The 20,374-nt window shown below is 73.7% G+C and carries 18 protein-coding genes and 1 pseudogene; 12 read left to right on the top strand and 7 right to left on the bottom strand.

What is annotated here, in order from left to right; translation table 11 throughout:
- The 3 genes from AB0K09_RS12415 to AB0K09_RS12405 all read left to right on the top strand — a co-directional run.
- Nucleotides 1-1,223, top strand: a 1,223-nt coding sequence (locus tag AB0K09_RS12415) for a tetratricopeptide repeat protein (protein WP_366065291.1), incomplete at its 5' end; no start/stop codon positions are given.
- A gap of 326 nt (nt 1,224-1,549) precedes the next feature.
- Nucleotides 1,550-1,738, top strand: coding sequence for a hypothetical protein (locus AB0K09_RS12410; RefSeq protein ID WP_366065290.1), 189 nt, complete (start codon nt 1,550-1,552; stop codon nt 1,736-1,738).
- A 621-nt stretch (nt 1,739-2,359) separates the two neighbouring features.
- The gene (locus AB0K09_RS12405) at nt 2,360-2,596 is read left to right on the top strand and encodes a hypothetical protein (RefSeq protein WP_366065289.1); all 237 of its coding nucleotides are present in this window, start codon (nt 2,360-2,362) and stop codon (nt 2,594-2,596) included.
- A gap of 21 nt (nt 2,597-2,617) precedes the next feature.
- Here AB0K09_RS12405 and AB0K09_RS12400 read toward each other — a convergent pair whose 3' ends face one another.
- Together AB0K09_RS12400 and AB0K09_RS12395 are read right to left on the bottom strand one after the other, a co-directional pair.
- On the bottom strand, nt 2,618-3,052 hold the full coding sequence (locus AB0K09_RS12400) for a pyridoxamine 5'-phosphate oxidase family protein (RefSeq protein ID WP_366065288.1): 435 nt from the start codon (nt 3,050-3,052) through the stop codon (nt 2,618-2,620).
- Nucleotides 3,053-3,193: 141 nt separating this feature from the next.
- Nucleotides 3,194-4,912, bottom strand: a complete 1,719-nt coding sequence (locus AB0K09_RS12395) for an AMP-binding protein (RefSeq protein ID WP_366065287.1) — start codon at nt 4,910-4,912, stop codon at nt 3,194-3,196.
- Between the two features lie 102 nt (nt 4,913-5,014).
- Between AB0K09_RS12395 and AB0K09_RS12390 the strand changes: the two genes are divergently transcribed.
- From AB0K09_RS12390 to AB0K09_RS12380, 3 genes are read left to right on the top strand one after another with little or no spacing between them, the layout of a single operon-like run.
- A complete protein-coding gene (locus AB0K09_RS12390) occupies nt 5,015-6,172 on the top strand; it encodes a lipid-transfer protein (protein WP_366065286.1) in 1,158 nt (385 codons plus the stop codon).
- Nucleotides 6,169-6,642 carry an OB-fold domain-containing protein gene (locus AB0K09_RS12385; protein WP_366065285.1) on the top strand — a complete coding sequence of 158 codons (474 nt, stop codon included), beginning with the start codon at nt 6,169-6,171 and terminating at the stop codon, nt 6,640-6,642. The genes AB0K09_RS12390 and AB0K09_RS12385 overlap by 4 nt, the downstream gene beginning before the upstream one ends.
- Nucleotides 6,639-7,406 (top strand): enoyl-CoA hydratase/isomerase family protein, encoded by a 768-nt coding sequence (locus AB0K09_RS12380; RefSeq protein ID WP_366065284.1) that lies wholly within the window; start codon nt 6,639-6,641, stop codon nt 7,404-7,406. The genes AB0K09_RS12385 and AB0K09_RS12380 overlap by 4 nt, the downstream gene beginning before the upstream one ends.
- Nucleotides 7,407-7,466: 60 nt before the next feature.
- Here the strand turns inward: AB0K09_RS12380 and AB0K09_RS12375 are convergent, their stop codons facing one another.
- Nucleotides 7,467-10,019, bottom strand: a complete 2,553-nt coding sequence (locus tag AB0K09_RS12375) for a PQQ-binding-like beta-propeller repeat protein (protein ID WP_366065283.1) — start codon at nt 10,017-10,019, stop codon at nt 7,467-7,469.
- 412 nt (nt 10,020-10,431) lie between these two features.
- Between AB0K09_RS12375 and AB0K09_RS12370 the strand changes: the two genes are divergently transcribed.
- Nucleotides 10,432-11,079, top strand: coding sequence for a TetR family transcriptional regulator (locus AB0K09_RS12370; RefSeq protein WP_366065282.1), 648 nt, complete (start codon nt 10,432-10,434; stop codon nt 11,077-11,079).
- Nucleotides 11,080-11,330: 251 nt separating this feature from the next.
- Here AB0K09_RS12370 and AB0K09_RS12365 read toward each other — a convergent pair whose 3' ends face one another.
- Both AB0K09_RS12365 and AB0K09_RS12360 read right to left on the bottom strand, forming a co-directional pair.
- Nucleotides 11,331-11,825 carry a nitroreductase family deazaflavin-dependent oxidoreductase gene (locus AB0K09_RS12365; protein WP_366065281.1) on the bottom strand — a complete coding sequence of 165 codons (495 nt, stop codon included), beginning with the start codon at nt 11,823-11,825 and terminating at the stop codon, nt 11,331-11,333.
- Nucleotides 11,825-13,066 (bottom strand): acyl-CoA dehydrogenase family protein, encoded by a 1,242-nt coding sequence (locus AB0K09_RS12360; RefSeq protein WP_366065280.1) that lies wholly within the window; start codon nt 13,064-13,066, stop codon nt 11,825-11,827. The genes AB0K09_RS12365 and AB0K09_RS12360 overlap by 1 nt, the downstream gene beginning before the upstream one ends.
- A gap of 98 nt (nt 13,067-13,164) precedes the next feature.
- On the opposite strand from AB0K09_RS12360, the gene AB0K09_RS12355 reads away from it, so the two are divergent.
- Nucleotides 13,165-14,343, top strand: coding sequence for an acetyl-CoA acetyltransferase (locus tag AB0K09_RS12355; protein WP_366065279.1), 1,179 nt, complete (start codon nt 13,165-13,167; stop codon nt 14,341-14,343).
- 121 nt (nt 14,344-14,464) lie between these two features.
- Nucleotides 14,465-15,157: a pyridoxal 5'-phosphate synthase gene (locus AB0K09_RS12350; RefSeq protein WP_366065278.1), complete on the top strand. Its 693-nt coding sequence runs from the start codon at nt 14,465-14,467 to the stop codon at nt 15,155-15,157.
- A 7-nt stretch (nt 15,158-15,164) separates the two neighbouring features.
- On the opposite strand, the gene AB0K09_RS12345 is transcribed toward AB0K09_RS12350, so the two are convergent.
- Entirely contained in the window at nt 15,165-15,620 is a 456-nt protein-coding gene (locus AB0K09_RS12345; protein ID WP_366065277.1) for an OB-fold domain-containing protein, read from the bottom strand.
- Between the two features lie 119 nt (nt 15,621-15,739).
- On the opposite strand from AB0K09_RS12345, the gene AB0K09_RS12340 reads away from it, so the two are divergent.
- The 3 genes from AB0K09_RS12340 (at nt 15,740) to AB0K09_RS12330 (ending at nt 19,737) form a co-directional block, all read left to right on the top strand.
- Nucleotides 15,740-17,965 (top strand): acetate--CoA ligase family protein, encoded by a 2,226-nt coding sequence (locus AB0K09_RS12340; RefSeq protein ID WP_366065276.1) that lies wholly within the window; start codon nt 15,740-15,742, stop codon nt 17,963-17,965.
- 124 nt (nt 17,966-18,089) lie between these two features.
- Complete coding sequence (locus AB0K09_RS12335; protein ID WP_366065275.1) at nt 18,090-18,986, top strand: enoyl-CoA hydratase-related protein; 897 nt, start codon at nt 18,090-18,092, stop codon at nt 18,984-18,986.
- A gap of 85 nt (nt 18,987-19,071) precedes the next feature.
- Nucleotides 19,072-19,737, top strand: a complete 666-nt coding sequence (locus AB0K09_RS12330) for a flavin reductase family protein (protein WP_366065274.1) — start codon at nt 19,072-19,074, stop codon at nt 19,735-19,737.
- A gap of 97 nt (nt 19,738-19,834) precedes the next feature.
- On the opposite strand, the pseudogene AB0K09_RS12325 reads toward AB0K09_RS12330, so the two are convergent.
- Nucleotides 19,835-20,374 (bottom strand): annotated as a pseudogene (locus tag AB0K09_RS12325) (hypothetical protein); the annotation flags it as partial.

Raw genomic sequence — 20,374 nt, 5'->3', positions numbered from 1 at the left:
TCGACACCTCCCTCCTCGAATCCGCCGCCCCCGGCCGCTACCGCTTCCACGACCTCGTCCGGCTCTACGCGCGTGCCTGCGCCGAACGCGACGAGCACCCGCCCACCGAACGCACCGCCGCGCTCTCCCGCCTCCTCGACTTCTACCTGGCCACCGCCGCCGGCGTATACGTCCTGGAGCGCCCCGGCGACCGGCTCCGCGCCCACCTCACGCCCACCACCCACCCCGGCCTGGCCTTCACCGACTCCCTCGCCGCCGGGGACTGGCTCTACGCCGAGGCCGACTGCCTCCTCGCCTGCGCCCGCCAGCACGCCGGCTCCACCGGGGACGCCCTGCGGCGCGCCGTCGACCTGCTGCTCGCCGCGAAGGACGTCGCCGAGTCCGGCGCCGACTCCCGCCAGTACGAGCAGGTCGCCACGCTGCTGCTGGCCGCCACCCGGGCCGCCGGCGACACCCGCGCCGAGGCCAGGGCCCGCACCGTCCTGGCCCACGTCCACAGCCTCGCCGGCCGCTTCGCCCAGGCCGACGAGCAGGCCCGCAACGCCGTGCTGCTCGGCCGCGCCTGCCAGGACCCCATCTCCTGCTCCAACGCCGCCAACAACTGCGGCATCGTCGCGCTCTACCAGCACCGCCACGAGGACGGCGAGACCTACATCAGCCAGGCCCTGGAGGCCTTCCGCGCCGACGGCAACAAGCCCGGCGAGGCCAGCGCCCTGTGCAACCTCTCGCGCGCGCACCTGGCGACCGGCCGCGTCGAGTCCGCCGTCCGCCTCGCCGAGCAGGCCATCGTCCTCTACCGGGAGACCAACCCCTCCTGGCGGCACGCCAACGCCCTCTACGCCTACGCGGTCGCCCTCACCGAGGCCGGCCGTCACGAGGAGGCCATGGCCAACCTCCACGAGGCGCTGCCCGTCTTCCGCGACAACCGGCAGCGGTTCTGGGAGGGCATGACGCTCTTCCGCATCGCCGAGCTGCACCTGGCCACCGCCCAGCCCGGCAAGGCGGCCGCCCACGCCGAGCAGGCCCTGGCCGTACTGCGCGGCATCGGTGGAGAATGGCGGCGCGGCAACATCCTCACCGTCCTCGGCCGCTGCCTGGACGCCCTCGGCCAGACGGGGCGCGCCCACGCCTGCTGGACGGAGGCCCTGGCCAGCTTCGAGCAGTTGGGCTCCCCGGAGGCCGACGAGGTACGGACACTGCTGACGCCGGTGGTGGCGGCGTAGGACCGTTCCGCAGCGCGTCCGCCACGTCCCGGCAGCGCCTTCCACGGCCTTCCGCAACGACCTGAACCGGACACGGAGGGGCACAACACCCCACCTGTCGGGGCGGAAACGGCTGCCACGTGCCCGTTCATCGATCGTTTATCGTGGTGCGTCAATCTAAGGGATGTCGATCCGTCGCGTCGGGGGGCAGGCGGGTCGTAGGTGAGGCCTCACCTCTGGGGCGATCTGCCCCAATGTCGCCCGTCCGGCGGTCCTCGGGGGAGTCGCCGGGCGGGTTACGCAACCCCATCCACCAACGACTCGCACTGATCACCGGAGTTGACGCCATGAACGACGAGAACAAGCAGCAACCCGTCGTGGCAGCACCACAGGACGACCACATGTCGTCCCCGCCCGTCAAGCCTCTGCAGGCAGCGGCGCCGAACGACGACCACATGTCGTCCCCGCCGCCGGTCGCCAAGGCCACGCTGGTCGCTCCGCAGGACGACCACATGTCGACGGAGAAGCCCTTCTGACCAGCGCGAAAGCGTTTCGCGGAGCTTCCGTCCAACATCGGCCGGAAGCTCCGGGAAAACGGCCCCGCCGGGCCGGGTCCGGGGGGACTCCGGCTCCGGCGGGACGCCCGAGGGGGGGCACCGGGGGAAAGCACGGGGGAACACGGGGGATGCAACGGGGGAATCGGGGACGTCCGGGGGGACGTCGCCGCACGGGGGACAGCACACACGGGGGAACAGCACAGCACGGGGGAACGGCACAGCACGGGGGAACGGCACAGCACGGGGGAACGGCACAGCACGGGGGAACGGCACCGAAGCACCAGCAGCACCACACGGGCCCGGGGAACGCACGGGGGAAGCACGGGGGAACAGCCCCGGGCCCGACGGGGGAAAGGCCCAACGGGGGAGGCGGTCCGACGGGGGACACGGCGGGCCGCCGACGGGGGGACCGACAGGGGCCGGCGTCGACGGCGCGGAGGGGGAGCCGTCGATGCCGGCCCCTCAGGGTTGAGCGGGAAAGGTTTCGGCCATTCCCGTGCGCATCAACTGAACACCGGAACATTCACTGACACCTTCAGTCCCGTGCCCGGTACTCCGGGTACCTGGAGAGGCACCATGCCCCCGAACAGAGGAGTCGCAATGAACCGCACCACGACCGCCGGCGCGCACCGCGGCCGGAAGGCACTCGCCATAGTCGCCCTGGCCGGCGCCGCCGCGCTGCTGGGCTCGGCCCCCGCCCTCGCCGACGACCACGTCGGCACCCCGCCGGCCGGCCTGACGGCCGAGACCGGCTGGACCGCAGGGACGCTGGACCACCACGCCGGCTGGCAGGGACAGCCGCAGGACGACCACCTGGCCGACCTGGACCTCGGCTGACGCCACGGCGGCGCGCGGGCCTCAGCTCGCTGCGCTCACATCAGCCGTCAGCCAGTGCCGCGGCCGCATCGTGATCGCGACGACCGCGTCGGGCTCCGCCATCACCTGTCGCAGGTAGCCCTCGAGGGCCTCCTTCGTGGGCAGGTAGCGGGAACCGTGCTCTCTCACCTGGTCCTCGGTCGCGGTCGCGATCGAGACGACCTCCCCCTCCACGGAGACGTACCGGTAGCTCGGCGCGGTCCGGTCGACCATGAGCGTGAAGCGGCCGGCGTCGGCGATGAGCCGGGCCTTGCGAGAGGTGCGGCCGGTGCAGACGACCACGTCACCACCCGGCTGGTACGTGTACCAGATGGGCACGGTCACCGGTCCGCGCCCCTCCTCGCCCGACTCCACGGACAGGGCCGCGACATGCGGCTCGGCCAGGAACGTCTCTCGTTCTTCCACGGACAGCGGCATGGGTGCGGCCCTTCTCGCCTGCGGACTTCCCGGCGGATCTCCCGGTCGCCGCCGGGCCGGATGCCAGGCGGTCCCTCGACGGTGCGGGCGTCCGCGGAGCCGAACAAGCCGACACGCCGACACGCACGCACCGGGCGTACGTCAGTCCTCAACGCCCCCGCTTGCCAGGGGATTCCCGCTGCCGGTCCGGGGACCCGGATGCGGCAGCCGCCCCTTGACCACCTTGCCGGCGGCATTGCGCGGCAGAGCGGGGACGAAGACGACCTCCCGGGGCACCTTGTAGTTGGCCATCTCCCGCCGGGCCCAGGCGATGAGCCCCTCCCCGGTCAGCCCCCGCGCTTCCGGCCGCCGTACCACGAACGCCCTGCCCACCTCCCCGAGCCGCACGTCGGGCACCCCGACGACGGCCGCCTCGGCGACCCCGGGATGCCGGGCGAGCAGCTGCTCGATCTCGGCGGGATAGGCGTTGAAGCCGCCGACGACGAACATGTCCTTGATCCGGTCGGTGACGCGGAGGTTGCCCGCGCCGTCCAGCACGCCGACGTCGCCGGTGTGCAGCCAGCCCTCCTCGTCCACGACCCGGGCCGTGGCCTCCGGATCCTCGAAGTAGCCGGCCATCACCTGGTAGCCGCGGACCAGGATCTCCCCCGGCTCGCCCGCCGGCAGCACCGCGCCGTCCGCGCCCACCACCTTGACCTCGGTGCCGGGCAGGGGCCGTCCCGAGGTTCCGGCCACGACCTCCGGCGGATCGCCGCGCCGGCACATCGTGACGACTCCGGTGGCCTCGCTCAGCCCGTAGGCGGTCAGCACGGTCCGGGCGCCCAGCTCCCCCCGCACCCGCCGCACCAGCGACGCGGGCACGACGGCCGCGCCCGTCACCACGACCCGCAGCGAGGACAGGTCGTGCGCAGCCCGGGCGGGGTGGTCCAGCAGGGCCTGGTAGAGGGTGGGCGGCCCGGGCAGCACGGATATCCGCTCGGCCGGCACGACGGCGAGGACGGCGTCGGCCGAGAACACCGGCTGCGGAACCATGGTGGCGCCGCGCATCAGACAGGCGAGGACCCCGGCCTTGTAACCGAAGGTGTGGAAGAACGGGTTGACGATCAGATAGCGGTCCCCCTCCCGCAGCCCGGCCAGTTCGCTCCAGGCCCCGAAGACCCGGAGCGTCTGCGCATGGCTGACGACAGCCCCCTTCGGCACGCCGGTGGTGCCGGAGGTGAAGACGATGTCCGACGCCGCACCGGGCGCCACGGCGTCCGCCCTGGCCCGCACCGCCCCCTCGGGTACGGCGTCGCCGGTGGAAAGGAACTCCTTCCACGTCCGGAAGTCGTCCGGCGCGTCGTCGGCGAGCACCACCACCTCCCGCAGCTCCGGCAGCCCCGCCAGGGGCGGCGCACCGGTGTGGTCGCGGCGGTGCGGAGGCCGGCCCGGCGGCCGGCCGGGTGCACGGCCCGGCGCCGGGCCGTGCGCCGGGTCCGCCGCCCGGCGCAGGGCGGCCACGTACGAGGTGCCGAGGAAGGTACCGGTGACGAAGAGCAGCCGGGCCCCGCTGCGGCGCAGCACTTGGACGGCCTCCGCGCCCTTGAAGCGCGTGTTGACGGGCACGAGCACCGCGCCCGCCATGACCGCGCCCAGGGCGGCGGTGATCCAGTCGAGCGTGTTCGGCGCCCACACGGCCACCCGGTCCCCGGCCTCCACCCCGGCGGCGAGGCACGCGGCGGCTGCCCGCCCGACGCGCTCGCCGAGCTCCCGGTAGGTGATCCGCGACCGGCCCTCGACCACGGCCTCCCGATCGGCGTACCGCTCGGCGGCGATCCGTACCAACCGGGGTATCGAGCCGAACTCCAGGTCACCGCGCATGGCAGCCCCTCCGACGGACCAGCTGGCTGACTAGTCGTCAGATTAGGGGTACCCTTCCGCGCTGTCAGCAGCGTCAGCAGCGTCCACAGCACGGAGGCGGCGATGGCGACAGGACTCAAGGACACCACCGCGATCGTCGGCATCGGTCAGACTCCCTTCTCCCGTCGTCTCCCCGAGTCCGAGAAGACCCTGGCCTGCCGCGCGATCCTGGCCGCCCTCGACGACGCCGGCATCCACCCGTCCCAGGTGGACGCCTTCGCCTCCTACACGATGGAGGAGACGGACGAGGTCGAGATCGCCAAGTCCATCGGCGCGGGCGACGTCACCTTCTTCTCCAAGACCGGCTACGGGGGCGGCGGCTCCTGCGCGACCGTGGCCCACCTGGCCGCCGCGATTACCACGGGCCGGGCGACCGTCGGCGTGGCCTGGCGGTCACGCAAGCGCGGCTCCGGCCCCCGCCCCTGGCGCGACACCCGCGCCCAGCTGCCCACGCCGGCGCAGTGGACCCGGCCGTTCGGACTGCTGCGCCCGGTCGACGAGATCGCGATGCTGGCCCGCCGCTATATGCACGAGTACGGCGCGACCCGGGACCACTTCTTCAACGTGGCCCTGGCCTGCCGCAACCGCGCCCTCCAGAACCCGGCGGCCACGATGCACGGCCGTCCGCTGACCCGCGAGGCGTATATGACGTCGCGCTGGATCAGCGAGCCCCTGTGTCTCTTCGACAACTGCCTGGAGACGGACGGCGCCCTGGCCTGCGTCGTGGTCTCCCGGGAGCGGGCCGCCGACTGCCGGCAGCGCCCCGTCGCCGTCCACGCCACCGCCCAGGCCCTGCCCGCCCAGCACCACGGCATGGTCAACTACTGGAACGAGGACCCCCTGACCGGCCCCTCCTGGACAGCGGCCCGGCAGCTCTGGAAGCAGGCCGACTTCACCCCGCAGGACGTCGATGTCGCCCAGATCTACGACGCGTTCACCCCGCTCATCCCCCTCTCCCTGGAGGGCTACGGCTTCTGCGGACGCGGCGAGGGCGCGGCCTTCACCGAGGACGGCGCCCTGGAACCGGGCGGCCGCCTGCCGATCAACACCGGCGGCGGAGGGCTGAGCGAGGCGTACGTCCATGGCTTCAACCTCATCAACGAGGGGGTCCGGCAGCTTCGCGGCACATCGACGGCACAACTGCCCGGAGCGACGACGTGCCTGGTCACGGCGGGCGAGGGCGTCCCCACGTCGGCACTCCTGCTGAGGACACTCCCATGACCGATCCCGCGACCGATTCCATGATGAGGGGCACCACTGACAACGGCCTCCTGCCGCCGGTCCCCGACGCCGACGGAGCCCCGTTCTGGCAGTTCACGGCACGCGGCGAACTCCGCGTCCAGGCCTGCGCCGACTGCGGCCGGCTCCGCTTCCCGCCCCGGCCCTGCTGCCCCGCGTGCCAGTCCTTCGCGCACACCTGGCGCCGGATGAACGGGAACGGTCACATCTGGTCGTACGTGATCCCGCACCCGCCCCTGCTCCCGGCCTACACGGAACGGACGCCGTACGCGGTGGCACTCGTGGAGCTGGCGGACGCGCCGGGCATCCGCCTGGTGGGCAACCTCGTGGCGGGCGCGGACTCCCTCCTGGGCCCGCCGCCGGACACCCGACCGGCCATCGGAGCGGCCGTGGAGGCGGTGTTCGTCCGTCTCACCCCCGGCTTCGTCGTCCCCCAGTGGCGGCCGGCGTGACACCGGAACTGACCACCCCCAGCGCCGGCGTCGCCCTGGTGACCCTCAACCGCCCGGACCGTCTGAACGCGATCGACACGGCGACGGCGGCCGAACTCCCCCGCGTCTGGCGGCACATACGCGCAGACGACTCGGTCCGCGCCGTCGTCGTCACCGGCGCGGGCGACACGGCTTTCTGCACGGGCCTGGACCGCGCGGCAGACACCCCTCAGCCCGGCTCGCCGTACTCCCAGGACGACCCCCTCCTCCGCATCGGCCCGAAGGCGGCCGACCTCTGGAAACCCGTTGTCGCCGCGGTCAACGGCATGGCGTGCGGAGGTGCGTTCTACCTCCTCGCCGAGGCGGAGTTCCTCGTCGCCTCCCGGAACGCCACGTTCTTCGACCCGCACACGACGTACGGCATGGTCAGCGCCTACGAGGCACTGTTCATGACCCAGCTGATGCCGTTCGGAGAGGCGGCACGGACCGCACTGATGGGCACGGCGGAACGCATGACGGCCCAACGCGCCTACGACACGGGCCTCGTGTCCCAGCTGACACCCCCGGGCGAGGCGGTGAACACGGCCGTACGCCTGGCCGCACACATCGCCACCCTCCCGACGGAACCGGTACAGGGAACGGTGCGCGCACTGTGGGCGGCAAAGGAGTCGACCCGAGCCAGAGCCTTGTCCCTGGCACCGCACCTCATAGCACTGGGCAACCTTCCCCCGGAGACACAGGGAGAACTCTTCAAGGCCCGAGCCCGCGACCACGACGTACGGTGACCACCCCAGGGGGTGGCCCGGGGGCGAAGCCCTCGCGAGCCGCACCCCCGAAAGCCGGGCTCAGCGACGCGGCAATCCCGTCCCCTTGGCCGCGTCCAAGGCGTACACGCATCGGTCCTTGCTGCACGCGTACACCACACCACCTGCCGCGACCGGCGACCCCGTGATCTCACCCCCGGTGGCCAGCTTCCAGCGCAGCTGCCCGCCCGCCGCGTCCACGGTGTACAGACAGTGGTCGGCGGAGCCGAAGTGCACCCGCCCGTCGGCCACGACGGGGGCGCCCACGATGTCGCCGCCGGCGGCGAACCGCCAGCGGGGCGTGCCGGTCACCGCGTCGAGCGTGTAGAGCGCGCTTCCGCTGCCCAGATGCACGGACCCGCCGGAGACCAGCACCGGTTCGGTCGACTGCCGGGCCTCGGTGGCGATGCGCCAGCGGTCGCGCCCGGTGGCCGCGTCGAGGGCGTACACGGTGCCGAGATAGTCGGCGACGTACACGCCGCCGCCGGTGACGCCGGCGCCCGGCGCGAAGGCGGGCGGGCTCAGGAAGACGGCCGGCGCCTCGAACCGCCACCGCACGTCCCCGCGGGCCACGTCGACGGCCAGGACGCGCGTGCCCGCCGCGACGTACACAACGCCGTCCTGGGCGACGTGCAGCCGCACCGGAACGCCGCCGCAGGAGGCGGCGTCGCCGACCGGGTACGACCAGCGCTCGACGCCCGTACGGGCCTCCAGGGCGCGCAGCCGGGCGTCGGCCCAGACGTAGACGGTGCCGTCCTGGACGTACGGCCCGCAGTCGGGCGTCTCGAAGTCGGTCTGGGCGCCGCTCATCTCCCACAGCAGCTCGCCGTTGGCGGCTTCCCACGCCTGCACGCCGCCGCCGCGCGTGCCGGTGACGATGGTGCCCCGGTCGGCGCGGAGGGAGTAGACCCAGCCGTCGGTGGCGAGGCGCCACCGCTCGGTGCCGTCGGCGGCGTCGAGGGCGTACAGGGTGGGCCCGTCGGAGGCGTGTATGCGGCCGTCCGCCACGGCCATGGACCAGGCGACGTCCCGGGTCTTGAACTGCCGCCGTCCGGTGCCGACGTCGAGCGCGTGCACCTCGAAGGAGGTGACGTAGAGCAGATCGCCGGCCACGGTGGGGGTGCCCCACACGTCGTTGGACATGCGGAACCGCCAGGGCCGCCACCGTCCGGGCTCGCTGCCGCCGTCCGCGGGGGCGGACGCCTGCACGGGCACGACGGCGGAGCCGCCCGGCTGCGCGGCGACGCCCGCGGCGGACGCGCCCGCGGGCGGACGGACCCAGCCGGTCGTGGCGCCGGCCTGGGCGTGCGGCTGGGTTTCGCGCGCGTCGGCGACGCGCGGGCCTGGCCCGATCGGCACCTGCGAGCCGGCGAGCCGCACGGTGCCCTCGGGCGCGCCGACGGCGGCGGGCGCTCCCGCGTGCCGTCCGTGCGGCCCGGTCAGGCCACCGCGCGGGTCGGGAGTGGCGGAACGGGCGGCAGGCCGGCCGTCGCCCCAGCCGCTGTGCGCGCCGGGACCGCCGTGCACGCCCTGCGCGCCGACCGGGTCGTAGCCGACGGCCTGCTCGGACACCGCGGGCGGGCGCGACGGCGGCGGCGGTACGGCTGCCGGGCCACTGCGTCCGCCGCCACTGCCGCTGCTGCCGCGGGCGTCGCCGGGGCGGCCGGCGGAGCCCGCGCCCTTGGCGGCGGGACGGTGCCCGGCGCGCCGCCGCTCGATCAGGGCGACAGCGTTGTCCGGCAGCCACGCGGAGGCGGTGCCGCTGTCGTCACCGCCGCCGGAGGCGAAGAGGTGCGGGGCGAGCTGCGACTGCAGATCGGCGGGCGAGGGCCGGTGCTCGGCGGCCATCTGCATGCAGGAGTCGATGAGCGGCCGCAGCTCGTCGGGGAGCCCGCTCAGGTCCGGGCCCTCGCGGAGCAGCATGAAGACCGTCTCGACCGGGTTGACGCCGTGGAAGGGCGCGTGGCCCGTGGCGGCGAAGACCAGGGTGGAGCCCAAGGAGAAGATGTCGCTGGCCCCCGTCACGCTGCGCGAGTCACGGGCCTGCTCGGGTGACATGTACGCGGGCGTGCCGACGGCGACATTGGTCATGGTCAGCCGGGTGTTCGAAACGCCGGAGGCGATGCCGAAGTCGATGACGCGCGGCCCGTCCTCGACGACCAGGACGTTCGACGGCTTGAGGTCGCGGTGGACCAGCCCGGCGCCGTGGATGGACTGCAGCGCCTCGGCGACGCCGGCGGCGAGCCAGCGCACGGCCTGTGCGGGCAGCGGACCGCACTCGTTGATGATCTCCTCGAGGGAGGGCGCGGGCACGTACGCGGTGGCGAGCCACGGCACGGCGGCGCGCGGGTCGGCGTCGACGACGGCGGCGGTGTAGAAGCCGCTGACCGCGCGGGCCGCTTCCACCTCACGGGTGAAGCGGACCCGGAAGAGCTGGTCCTCGGCGAGCTCGGTGCGCACCGTCTTGATCGCGACCCGCCGGCCGGATGCCGAGCGGGCGAGATAGACCAGCCCCATGCCGCCGGCGCCGAGCCGGCCGAGCACCTCGAACGGGCCGATCCGTCTCGGGTCGTGCTGCGTAAGCTGCTCCACCACTGGTGTGCCACCTCCCCGTGGGGGCTCGAAGGTCTTCAGCCCCGTGTGCAGCGTCTCACCGCGAATTATCCCGGGGTACGCACTCTGATTCTTCCTGGCGCGGCCCGTGGTTGCGAACCCGGGGCCGGAAATCCCCCGCGATCTGCGGACAAGAGACCGGTAACGGGCGGGCACCGGACGGCGGGCGCGGGCGTGCCGCAGGCCGGTCCGCACACCCCGTGCGGTGCTCTCCCGCACCCGCCCCCGCACAGCCCGTCGATAAGACAATTCACCGGTACGGGCCAATCCGGTTCAACTCTCCCGCCACCCCCACACACCCCCTCTGACCTGCGCTTATACCGGGCCCCGCACCCCCGCCCCCATTTGCATGCGGCCGAATCGCGCTCCGATCACCCCTCGGTAAGCTGACGGCATGACAGGACAAGTACGCACCGTCGACGGCCGGGTGGCCGGCCGGCGCGGCCAGGCGACACGGCAGAAGTTGCTCGACTGCCTCAGTGAGATGCTCAGCTCCTCGCCCTACCGCGACGTCAAGGTGATCGACGTCGCCCGCAGGGCCGGCACCTCGCCCGCGACCTTCTACCAGTACTTCCCGGACGTCGAGGGAGCGGTCCTGGAGATCGCGGAGGAGATGGCGAAGGAGGGCGCGAGCCTGACGGAGCTCGTCGCGGGGCGTTCCTGGGTCGGCCGGGCGGGCTGGCAGGCGGCCGAGGAGCTGGTGGACGGCTTCCTCGGCTTCTGGCGCAAGAACGACGCCATCCTGCGCGTGATCGACTTGGGCGCCGCCGAGGGCGACAAGCGCTTCTACAAGATCCGCATGAAGGTCCTCAACGCCGTCACCAACTCCCTCACGGACTCGGTCAAGGAGCTCCAGTCCAAGGGCAAGGTCGACAAGGACGTCAACCCGGCGGCCATCGCCGGCTCCCTCGTCGCGATGCTCGCGGCCGTGGCGTCCCACCAGAAGGGCTTCACCAGCTGGGGCGTCAAGCAGGCCGAGCTCAAGCCGAACCTCGCGCTCCTGGTCCACCTGGGCATCACCGGCAAGAAGCCGAGCAAGTAGCCGAGCAAGCAGCCGAGCAAGCAGCCGCCGAGCAGCCGGTGTCCGTGCGGGATGTTTACCGGCCCGTACATAACGCCTGCGTGTGAACGCGGCCCGGACGCGCCGCTTCACCCCACCGCGTCACCGCACCGCGTGCCCACGGCACGCAGCACGTCCTGTCCTGTCATGTCATAGCAGCGGCGGGCCGCCCGGTCCTCGACCCGGGCGGCCCGCCGTTCGCACATACGGCGGCCGCCCCTGCCGCCGTCGGCTCAGACCGACCGGCGCTCCAGCCGGAACAGCCGGATCTGCCGTTCGATACGCGCCTGATAGCGCCCGTAGGGCGGCCAGAACCGCAGTACGTCCTCCCAGACGGCCGCGCGTTCCGCGCCGCTCAGCAGCCGGGCCCGCACGGGAATGTCCCGTCCCTTCCAGCTGATCTCCACGTCCGGGTGCGCGAGAAGGTTCGCCGTCCAGGCGGGATGGCCAGGCCGGCCGAAATTGCTGCCGATGAGGACCCAGGCGCGCACACCGCCCGGCCCGTCCTCGCGTTCCGGCATGCAGGCGAGCGGCGTGCGCCGGGGCAGACCGCTCTTCGCCCCGGTGGACGTCAGGATGACGCTCGGCAGCATGCGCGAACTCAGCAGCGCCTTGCCGCCGGTCAGCCGGTGGACCGCGCGGTCGACCGCCGGGATGACGTGCGGGGCGATCCGCGCGAACGTACGGCTGGAGGAGACCCGCTGCACCAGGCGCTCGACAGCGGCCATCACAGCACCACCGTTTCCCGGCGCGCCGCGGCGTCAAACAGCCCGGCAGCGTCCGCGGCACGGGCGCGCAGCCGGTGGACGGGGCCGAACAGCAGTTCGTCGGAGGCCGCCCGTTTGAAGTACAGCTGCACGTCGTGTTCCCACGTCACCCCGACGCCTCCGTGCAACTGCACGGCCTCGCCGGCGACCAGCCGCAGGGTCTCCAGGGCCTGGGCGAGGGCAAGCCCTCCGGCAGCCGATCCGGCCGGGGCGTCCGGGCCGCCGACGGCCGCCCAGGCCGCGTAGTACGCCGCCGAACGTGCCGCCCGGACGGCCACGTACAGGTCCGCCAACCGGTGCTTGACCGCCTGGAACGAGCCGATCGGCCGGCCGAACTGTTCACGCACGCGCGCGTACTCCACCGTTCGTTCCAGCGCCCTGTCCGCCGCGCCCACCGCCTCGGCGGCCAGCACGGCGGCCACGACGCCGCCCAGCGCGGCCAGAGCGGGCCGGGCGTCCGGCACGACCGCGGACTCGCCGCCGTCGCCGCCGCCGCCCAGCAGCTCGGCCTCGGCGTCCCGCAGCTCGACCCGGGCCTGCGGGCGTGTCTCGTCCAGGGCGGTCAGCCGGGCACGGACCACGCCGCGCGTCTCCTCCGGCCGGACGGCGAAGAGGAGAGTGCGGCCGCGCGCGTAGCCGCCCGTGTGCGCGGCGACGAGCAGCAGTCCCGCGCTGTGCCCGTCGAAGACCTGCCCCGCTTCCCCGTACAGCCGCCAGCGGCCGTCCGCGCGGCGCGCCTGTACACCGCCCGCGCGACCGCCCCCGGACCAGTCGCCGTCGTTCGCCCCGGTGAGCCCGAGGACGGTGGAGAGCGTGCCGCCCGGCAGGACGAGCGCGCCGGTCAGCTCACCGGCCGCCAGCCGGGGCAGCAGCCGCGCGCGCTGGCCGGGCGTGCCCAGGGCCGCGACGAGGGGCGCCACCAGGGCGGCGGTCGACAGCAGCGGTGAGGGCAGCAGGACGCGCCCGGTCTCCTCGCACGCCAGCGCCAGCTCGGTCGGCCCGCAGCCCACGCCGCCGTACCGCCGTTCCACGGCCAGCCCGGGCAGCCCCAGCCGGCCGGCCAGCCGGCGCCACAGCGCCTCGTCGTAGCCGGCCCAGGTCAGCACCGCCGCCCTGACGCTCTCCGGCCCGGAACGCCTGTCCAGCACGTCCCGCAGCGTGTGCCGGATCGCGGCCTGCTCCTCGCTCAGCGTGGCGTCCATCGGCGGCTCCCTCCGGTGCTGACGGGGCGTCATGTTAAGGAGGCCGACCGCACATTCCCAGCCTTACGACACCGCGATCTGATGTACCGTCAGGTGTCATGCGTCCAGGCACCCGCGAACGCAAGGTGGCCGTCGTCGGCGTCGCCCTCTCGGACTGCGGCCGGCTCGACCAGGTCACGCCCTACGCCCTGCACGCCCAGGCCGCCCGCCGGGCCCTGGCCGACTCGGGCCTGGACCGCTCGGCCGTCGACGGCTTCGCCTCCGCCGGCCTGGGCGCACTGCCCCCGGTGGACGTCGCGGAGTACCTGGGGCTGCGGCCCCGCTGGGTGGACTCCACCGCCGTCGGCGGCTCGACCTGGGAAGTCATGGCCGCCCACGCGGCCGACGCCATCGCGGCCGGCCACGCGAACGCCGTGCTGCTGGCCTACGGCTCCACCGCCCGCGCCGACATCCGGGCCGGCCGCCGCACCGCCAACCTCTCCTTCGGCGCCCGGGGCCCCGCCCAGTTCGAGGTGCCCTACGGGCACACGCTCGTCGCCAAGTACGCCATGGCGGCCCGGCGCCACATGCACCAGTACGGCACGACCCTGGAACAGCTCGCCGGCATCGCCGTCCAGGCCCGCGCCAACGCCGCCCACAACCCGCACGCCCTCCACCGCTCCCCGATCACCGCCGACGACGTCCTCGACGGCCCTCTGATCGCCGACCCCTTCACCAAGCTGCACTGCTGCGTCCGCTCGGACGGCGGCTGCGCGGTGTTGCTGGCGGGCGAGGAGTACATGGCGGACGCCGCGCAGCCTCCCGTGTGGGTGCTGGGCAGCGGCACGGCCGTCTCCCACACGTCGATGTCGCAGTGGGAGGACTTCACCGTCTCCCCCGCCGCCGTCTCCGGCCGTCTGGCCTTCGAGCGCGCCGGCGTCACCCCGGGTGACATCGAGGTGGCGGAGCTCTACGACGCCTTCACGTACATGACGCTCGTGACCCTGGAGGACCTCGGCTTCTGCCCCAAGGGCGAGGGCGGCCCCTTCGCGGCGGGCGGCACCCTGACCACCACCGGCGCCCTGCCCACCAACACGGACGGCGGCGGCCTCTCCGCCTGCCACCCCGGCATGCGGGGCCTCTTCCTCCTCGTCGAAGCCGTCCGCCAGCTGCGCGGGGACGCCGAGGCGGCCCGCCAGGTCCGCCGCCCCGACGGCTCACTCCCAGAACTGGCCGTCGCCTCCGGCACGGGCGGCTGGTTCTGCTCCTCGGGCACCCTCGTCCTGGGCCGCACATGACCGACCGGCCCGCACCGCACCGCGTGGACACACCGCCCCGCGCGGACACACCGCCCCGCGTGGACACACCGCCCCGCGTGGGCGCACTGCCGGACCGCCGCCGGTGCGGTTGGATGGCCGTATGAGCGGAGAACCCGAACCGGACCGCGGCCGGCAGGAGTCCTTCCGGAAACTCCTGCGCTCCCTGCGCGTATGGGACACCGAACTGCCGCACTTCGACCCCGCCACCGCGCCCGCCGACCCACTGCCCCTCTTCCAGGACTGGCTGTGCGCGGCGGCCCGCGCGGGCACGCCCGAGCCGCACACCATGACCCTGGCGACCGCCGATGCCTCCGGCCGCCCCTCCGCGCGCACCGTGATGCTGAACGACGCGGACGAACGCGGCTGGCACTTCGCCACCCACCGCACCAGCCGCAAGGGCCGGGACCTGGCCGCCCGCCCCGAAGCGGCCCTGGCCTTCTACTGGCCGGCCGTCGGCCGCCAGGTACGCGTCCAGGGCAGGGTCACGGCCGCGAGCACGGCGGAGACCCGGGCCGACCTCGCGCGCCGGTCCACCAGCGCCCTGGTCCTGGCCCTGCTGGACCGCCAGAGCGAGGTCCTGCCCTCCTGCGCGACCCTGGAGCGCACCGTGGAAGCGGCCTGGGAGCGCGCCGAACGCGAGCCCGACGCACCGGCGGACAGCTGGCGGCTGTACGTCCTGGCCGCCGACGAGGTCGAGTTCTACCAGGGCGACGTCCGCTGCCGGCATGTCCGTCTCCGCTACCGGCGCGACTCCCCCGAGGCTCCCTGGGCCACCGACCTCCTCTGGCCCTGACCCGGGGTCACCGCCCGTGCGGGGTGTCCCGGGGCCAAGGAGAGGGCCGGAACACCGGCACGGCGACCGCCGTCCCTGGCTCGCCCCCGGAGCGGAACGCCACGGCCAGCTCCATCCCGATCCGCAGCGACTCCTCCCCGCAGTCCACCACCTCCGTCATCATGCGCGGCCCCTCCGCCAGGTCCACCACGGCGGCCACGTAGGGCAGCCGGCCGTCGAACGGCGGGAGGTCGTTCCGGTGGACGACGGACCAGGTGTAGAGCGTGGCCCGGCCGCCCGCCTCCTCCCAGACGACATCCGTGCTCCAGCAGTGCGGACAGAACTCGCGCGGATAGTGGTGGGCCTTCCCGCACCCCCCGGCCCGGCAGCGGCGTATCAGCAACCGCCCCCTGCCCGCAGCGTCCCAGTAGGGGCGCGTGAAATCGTCCACCTCCGGCACGTCACAGCGCGGGGTCTCCCTCACGTCCGGCCTCCCGGCACTCGTCGGCGCGCCCGCCCCATTCCTGACGGCTCATCAGCTCGCTAGCCTGACTGCACGTCAGGTTATCGGTTACGGCCTCTGAGCAGGAGTGGGCGAGAACGATGCTTGGATCGACGCGCGGCACCCTCACCACGACCTCCCGTCCGGCGCGCGTGGCGGCCTGCGGACAGCAACCGGGCCCGGCCGTCCACGGCATGGCCGACACCGCGCGCGAGCTGGACGTCAGCGGTCGCCCCCTCCAGCCGGACGTGCCCGACCTGGACCGGTTCTTCCGCCCCGAGTCGGTGGCCGTGATCGGCGCCTCGGAGACCGAGGGCCGTGCCAACACCGGCATCACCCGGCAGCTCATCGCCTGGGCGGAACGCGTCGGCGCCCGCGTCCATCCCGTACACCCCACCCGCACCACCGTCTTCGGCCTCCCCTGCCATCCCTCCGTACACGACCTCCCCGAGCGGGTCGATCTGGCCGTCCTCCTGGTCGGCGACCCGGCACCGGTCGTCCAGGAACTCGCCGACTGCAAAGTCCGGTTCGCCGTCGTCTTCGCCTCCGGCTTCGCCGAGACCGGCGCCGAGGGAGCCACCGCGCAGGAGCACCTCGCCGAGGCCGTCCGGGACACCGGGCTGCGGCTGCTGGGCCCCAACACCAACCTCAACGCCTTCGAGCGCTTCCGCGAGGACCTCGACGGCCCCGCCATCGCCCTGATCACCCAGTCGGGCCACCAGGGACGCCCTCTCTTCTCCCTCCAGGAACTGGGCATCCGCCTCTCGCACTGGGCGCCCACCGGCAACGAGGCGGACCTGGAGTGCGCCGACTTCATCTCCTACTTCGCCGGCCGGCCGGAGGTCGGGGCGATCGCCGCGTATGTGGAAGGGCTCAAGGACGGCCGCTCCTTCCTCCTCGCCGCCGACCGGGCCGCCCGCCGCAAGGTGCCGGTCGTCGCCGTCAAGGTGGGGCGGACGGAGACCGGGGCCCGTACCGCCGCCACCCACACCGGCAAGCTGACCGGCGCGGACACGGTGGTGGACGCGGCCATGCGGCAGTTCGGTGTGATCCGCGTCGACGGGCTGGACGAGCTGCAGGACACCGCGACGCTCCTCGCCCGCGCCAGGCCGCCGCAGGCCGCCGGGGTGGCCGTCTATTCGATCTCCGGGGGCACCGGTGCGCACTTCGCCGACCTGGCCGCGGCGGCCGGCCTTCAGCTGCCCGTGCTCTCCCCGGCCAAGCAGAGCGAGCTCCACCAGTGGATCCCGGACTATCTGAACGTCTCCAACCCCGTCGACAACGGGGGCCACCCGGTCGGCGACTGGCGAGGCCGCAAGATCATCGACGCACTGCTCGACGACCCGGCCGTCGGCGTCCTCGTCTGCCCGATCACCGGGCCCTTCCCCCCGCTGAGCGACAGGCTCGCGCAGGACCTCGTGGACGCGGCGGAGGAGACGGACAAACCGGTGTGCGTGGTGTGGGGATCGCCGGTCGGCACCGAGGACGCCTACCGCACCACCCTGCTCGGCTCCTCGCGAGTGACCACCTTCCGCACCTTCTCCAACTGCGTCACCGCCATCCGCGCCTATCTGGACCACCACCGCTTCGCCACCGGCTACCGCTCCCCCTTCGACACGGCACCGCGCACCCCTTCCCCCTCCGCGCACAAGGCGCGAGCACTGCTGCGCCCGGGCGAGCAGCTCAGCGAGCACGCCGCGAAGCAGCTGTTGCGCGCGTACGGCATACGCGTGCCCAGAGAGCAGCTGGTGACCAGCGCGGCCGCAGCCGTGCGCGCCGCGGGGCTCGTCGGCTACCCCGTCGTCATGAAGGCCTCCGGCCCCCAGCTGGCCCACAAAACGGAGCTGGGTCTGGTGCGGATCGGCCTGACCTCCGCCAGCCAGGTCCGCGACGCCTACCGCGAGCTGACCGACATCGCCCGCTGTGAACAGCTCCCCCTGGACGGCATCCTGGTCTGCCAACTGATCGGGCGTGGCGTGGAGATGGCCGTCGGCATGGCCCACGACCGCCTCTTCGGGCCCACTGTGACCGTCGGCCTGGGCGGCGTACTGGTCGAGGTCATGGGCGACACGGCCGTGGGCGTGCCGCCGTTCGGCGAGGACCACGCGCGGTCGATGCTCGGCGAGCTGCGCGGGCGGGCCCTGCTGGACGGCGTCCGGGGGGCTCCCCCGGCCGATGTGGACGCCCTCGTGGAGACCATCCTGCGCGTCCAGCGCATGGCCCTGGAGCTCGGCGACGGCCTCGCCGAGCTGGACGTCAACCCCCTGGTGGTGCTGGAACGCGGCCAGGGCGCCGTGGCCCTCGACGCACTGGCGTTCTGCCGCTGACACGGCGCGCACGCCCCGTGCGGCGCGGACGGCTCGCACGACCCGCAGAGCTCGTACGGCCCGTACGCCTCGTACGGCCCGCGCAGCTCGTACGGCTCGCACTGCGCATACAAGGAGTTCCCCCATGACCCGCTCCCCCCGTGAGACGCCCGTCGGGCATGACGGACCTGCCGTATCCGCCGCACCCGACGGGCGCGGCGAATCCGCTGAGTCATTGGTACTCCACGCCACTGACAACGAGGTGTCGTGGATCACACTGAACCGCCCCGACGCCCTGAACGCCATCGGCCCTGACCAGCGCGAACGCCTGATTTCACTTTTTTCCGAGGCCTCCGCCGACCCGGCCGTGCGGGCCGTGGTGGTCACCGGGGCGGGCAAAGGTTTCTGCGCGGGCGCGGACCTGCGCGCGGCGCCGGGCGCCACGCCTCGCGGCGGGGGCGGGCCCGCCGGCGATCGGCTGCCGGGCGACGTGGCCCGTACGCTCCGGTGCGGCGCCCAGCGCCTGGTCAGCGCCGTTCTGGACTGCGAGAAGCCCGTGCTGGCCGCGGTGAACGGTGTGGCCGCCGGCCTCGGGGCGCATCTGGCTTTGGCCTGCGATCTCGTACTGGCCGCGGAATCGGCACGCTTCCTGGAGGTCTTCGTCCGGCGAGGCCTGGTGCCCGACGGGGGCGGCGCCTATCTGCTGCCGCGCCTGGTGGGACCACAGCGGGCCAAGGAGCTGATGTTCTTCGGGGACACGCTCACGGCACCCGAGGCGGAACGTTTCGGCCTGGTCAACCGCGTGGTGCCGGACGCCGAGTTGCCGACGGTGGCCCGGTCGTGGGCCGAGCGACTCGCGGCGGGGCCGACACGGGCGCTGGCGCTGACGAAACAGCTGGTCAACGCTTCGTTCGACACCGACCGCACGGCCGCGTTCGCCGCCGAGGCGGCCGCCCAGGAGATCAACATGACGACGGCCGACGCGATCGAGGGCCTCACGGCCTTCGCGGAACGCCGGAGTCCCGGCTTCCGGGGCCGCTGAACCGAAGACGCGACGGCGGCGGGGCACCAAGCAGGGCCCCGCCCGGCGCTTCCGATCTGACAGTGCATCAGCTTCAATGGCTTCCATGATGGGACACGCGGGGATGGCGGCCATCGCCGTGCGCTACCTCCGGCCGCCGGGCGACCCCGGTTCCGCGCCAGGCCCTCCGGAGGCCGCGGCCCCTCGGCGCCGGGCCGCGCTGAGGGCGGTCCGCGCGGACGAACGGGCCGGTGCCGCGGCGGGGGCCGGCGCCCCGGGCCCCGAGGAATTCCGGCGCGTCCTCGGCCGGTTCGCGAGCGGTGTCACGATCGTCACCGCGCCGGGCGGGGCGGGCGAACCGCCGGCGGGCTTCGCGTGTCAGTCGTTCGCCGCGCTGTCCCTCGACCCGCCGCTGGTGGTCTTCATGGTGGGCCGGGCGTCCACGACCTGGCCGCGCATCGCGCGAGCGGGAGTGTTCTGCGTCAACGTCCTGGGGGCCGGCCAGACCGCGCTCTGCCGCGCCTTCGCGGTCAGCGGGGCGCGGACGGCCGACAAGTTCGCCGGTGTGGAGCACGCGCCGTCACCGGTGACCGGCTCGCCCCGGCTCGCCGGCGCCCCGGCCTGGGTCGACTGCTCCGTGCACGCCGTACACACCGGCGGGGACCATCTGATCGTGGTGGGACGCGTGGAGGCGCTGGGAACGGACGAGAGCCCGGCGGCCGCCGACCCATTGATCTTCCACCGCGGCATGTTCGGCACGTTCACCACCTGACGCACGGCTGCCGGACGCCGTTCGCCGCCTGACGCGCGACGGCCCGCAGCGCGCTGGCCGCTACCCGCAGCGCGCTGCCCGCTGCCGCGACCGTCCGCTACTTCTTCGTGTGGTTGTTCTTCGCGTGCTTGACGACCTTGGTGAGCACGTAGCGCTTGCCGGATCCGGGCTTGCCGATCTCGTGGAAGATCCGCGGTTCCTTCTGCGTACCGCTGACGCTCCAGTCGCGCGACAGTTCACACGGTCCGATGCGCAGGGACAGGCCTTCCACACTCCCGCCGTCCTTGAGCGGCGTCCAGGTGCCGGATCCGTCGCAGTCCTTCGGCTTGTCCTTGCCGGTGCCGTCCCAGACGTAGTTGTCGAGCCCGTCGGCGACCGCCACGCCGTCGGCGGAGAGCTCGACGGTGCCGCCATGGCCGTCCGTCCAGGTGCCGGCGAGATCCGACTTGTGCAGGCGCGGAGGCTCGTACACCTTCACCAGCCCGCTCGCGTACACACCGGTGCCGACCGCGCCGACGAGCAGCCAGGCGACCAGGCCGTCACGGCTCACCCTGCGGGCCACGCTGCCGGGGCGGCCGTCGCGGACCCGGTGGGCGGCGGTTACGCTGCCCCTGGTCAGGAGGTCCGCCACCTCGTC

This window comes from Streptomyces sp. NPDC049577, assembly GCF_040675635.1.
Taxonomy (GTDB): domain Bacteria; phylum Actinomycetota; class Actinomycetes; order Streptomycetales; family Streptomycetaceae; genus Streptomyces.
Note: the sequence above shows the minus strand (reverse complement) of the source record. Positions and strands in the feature narration are given on the sequence as shown.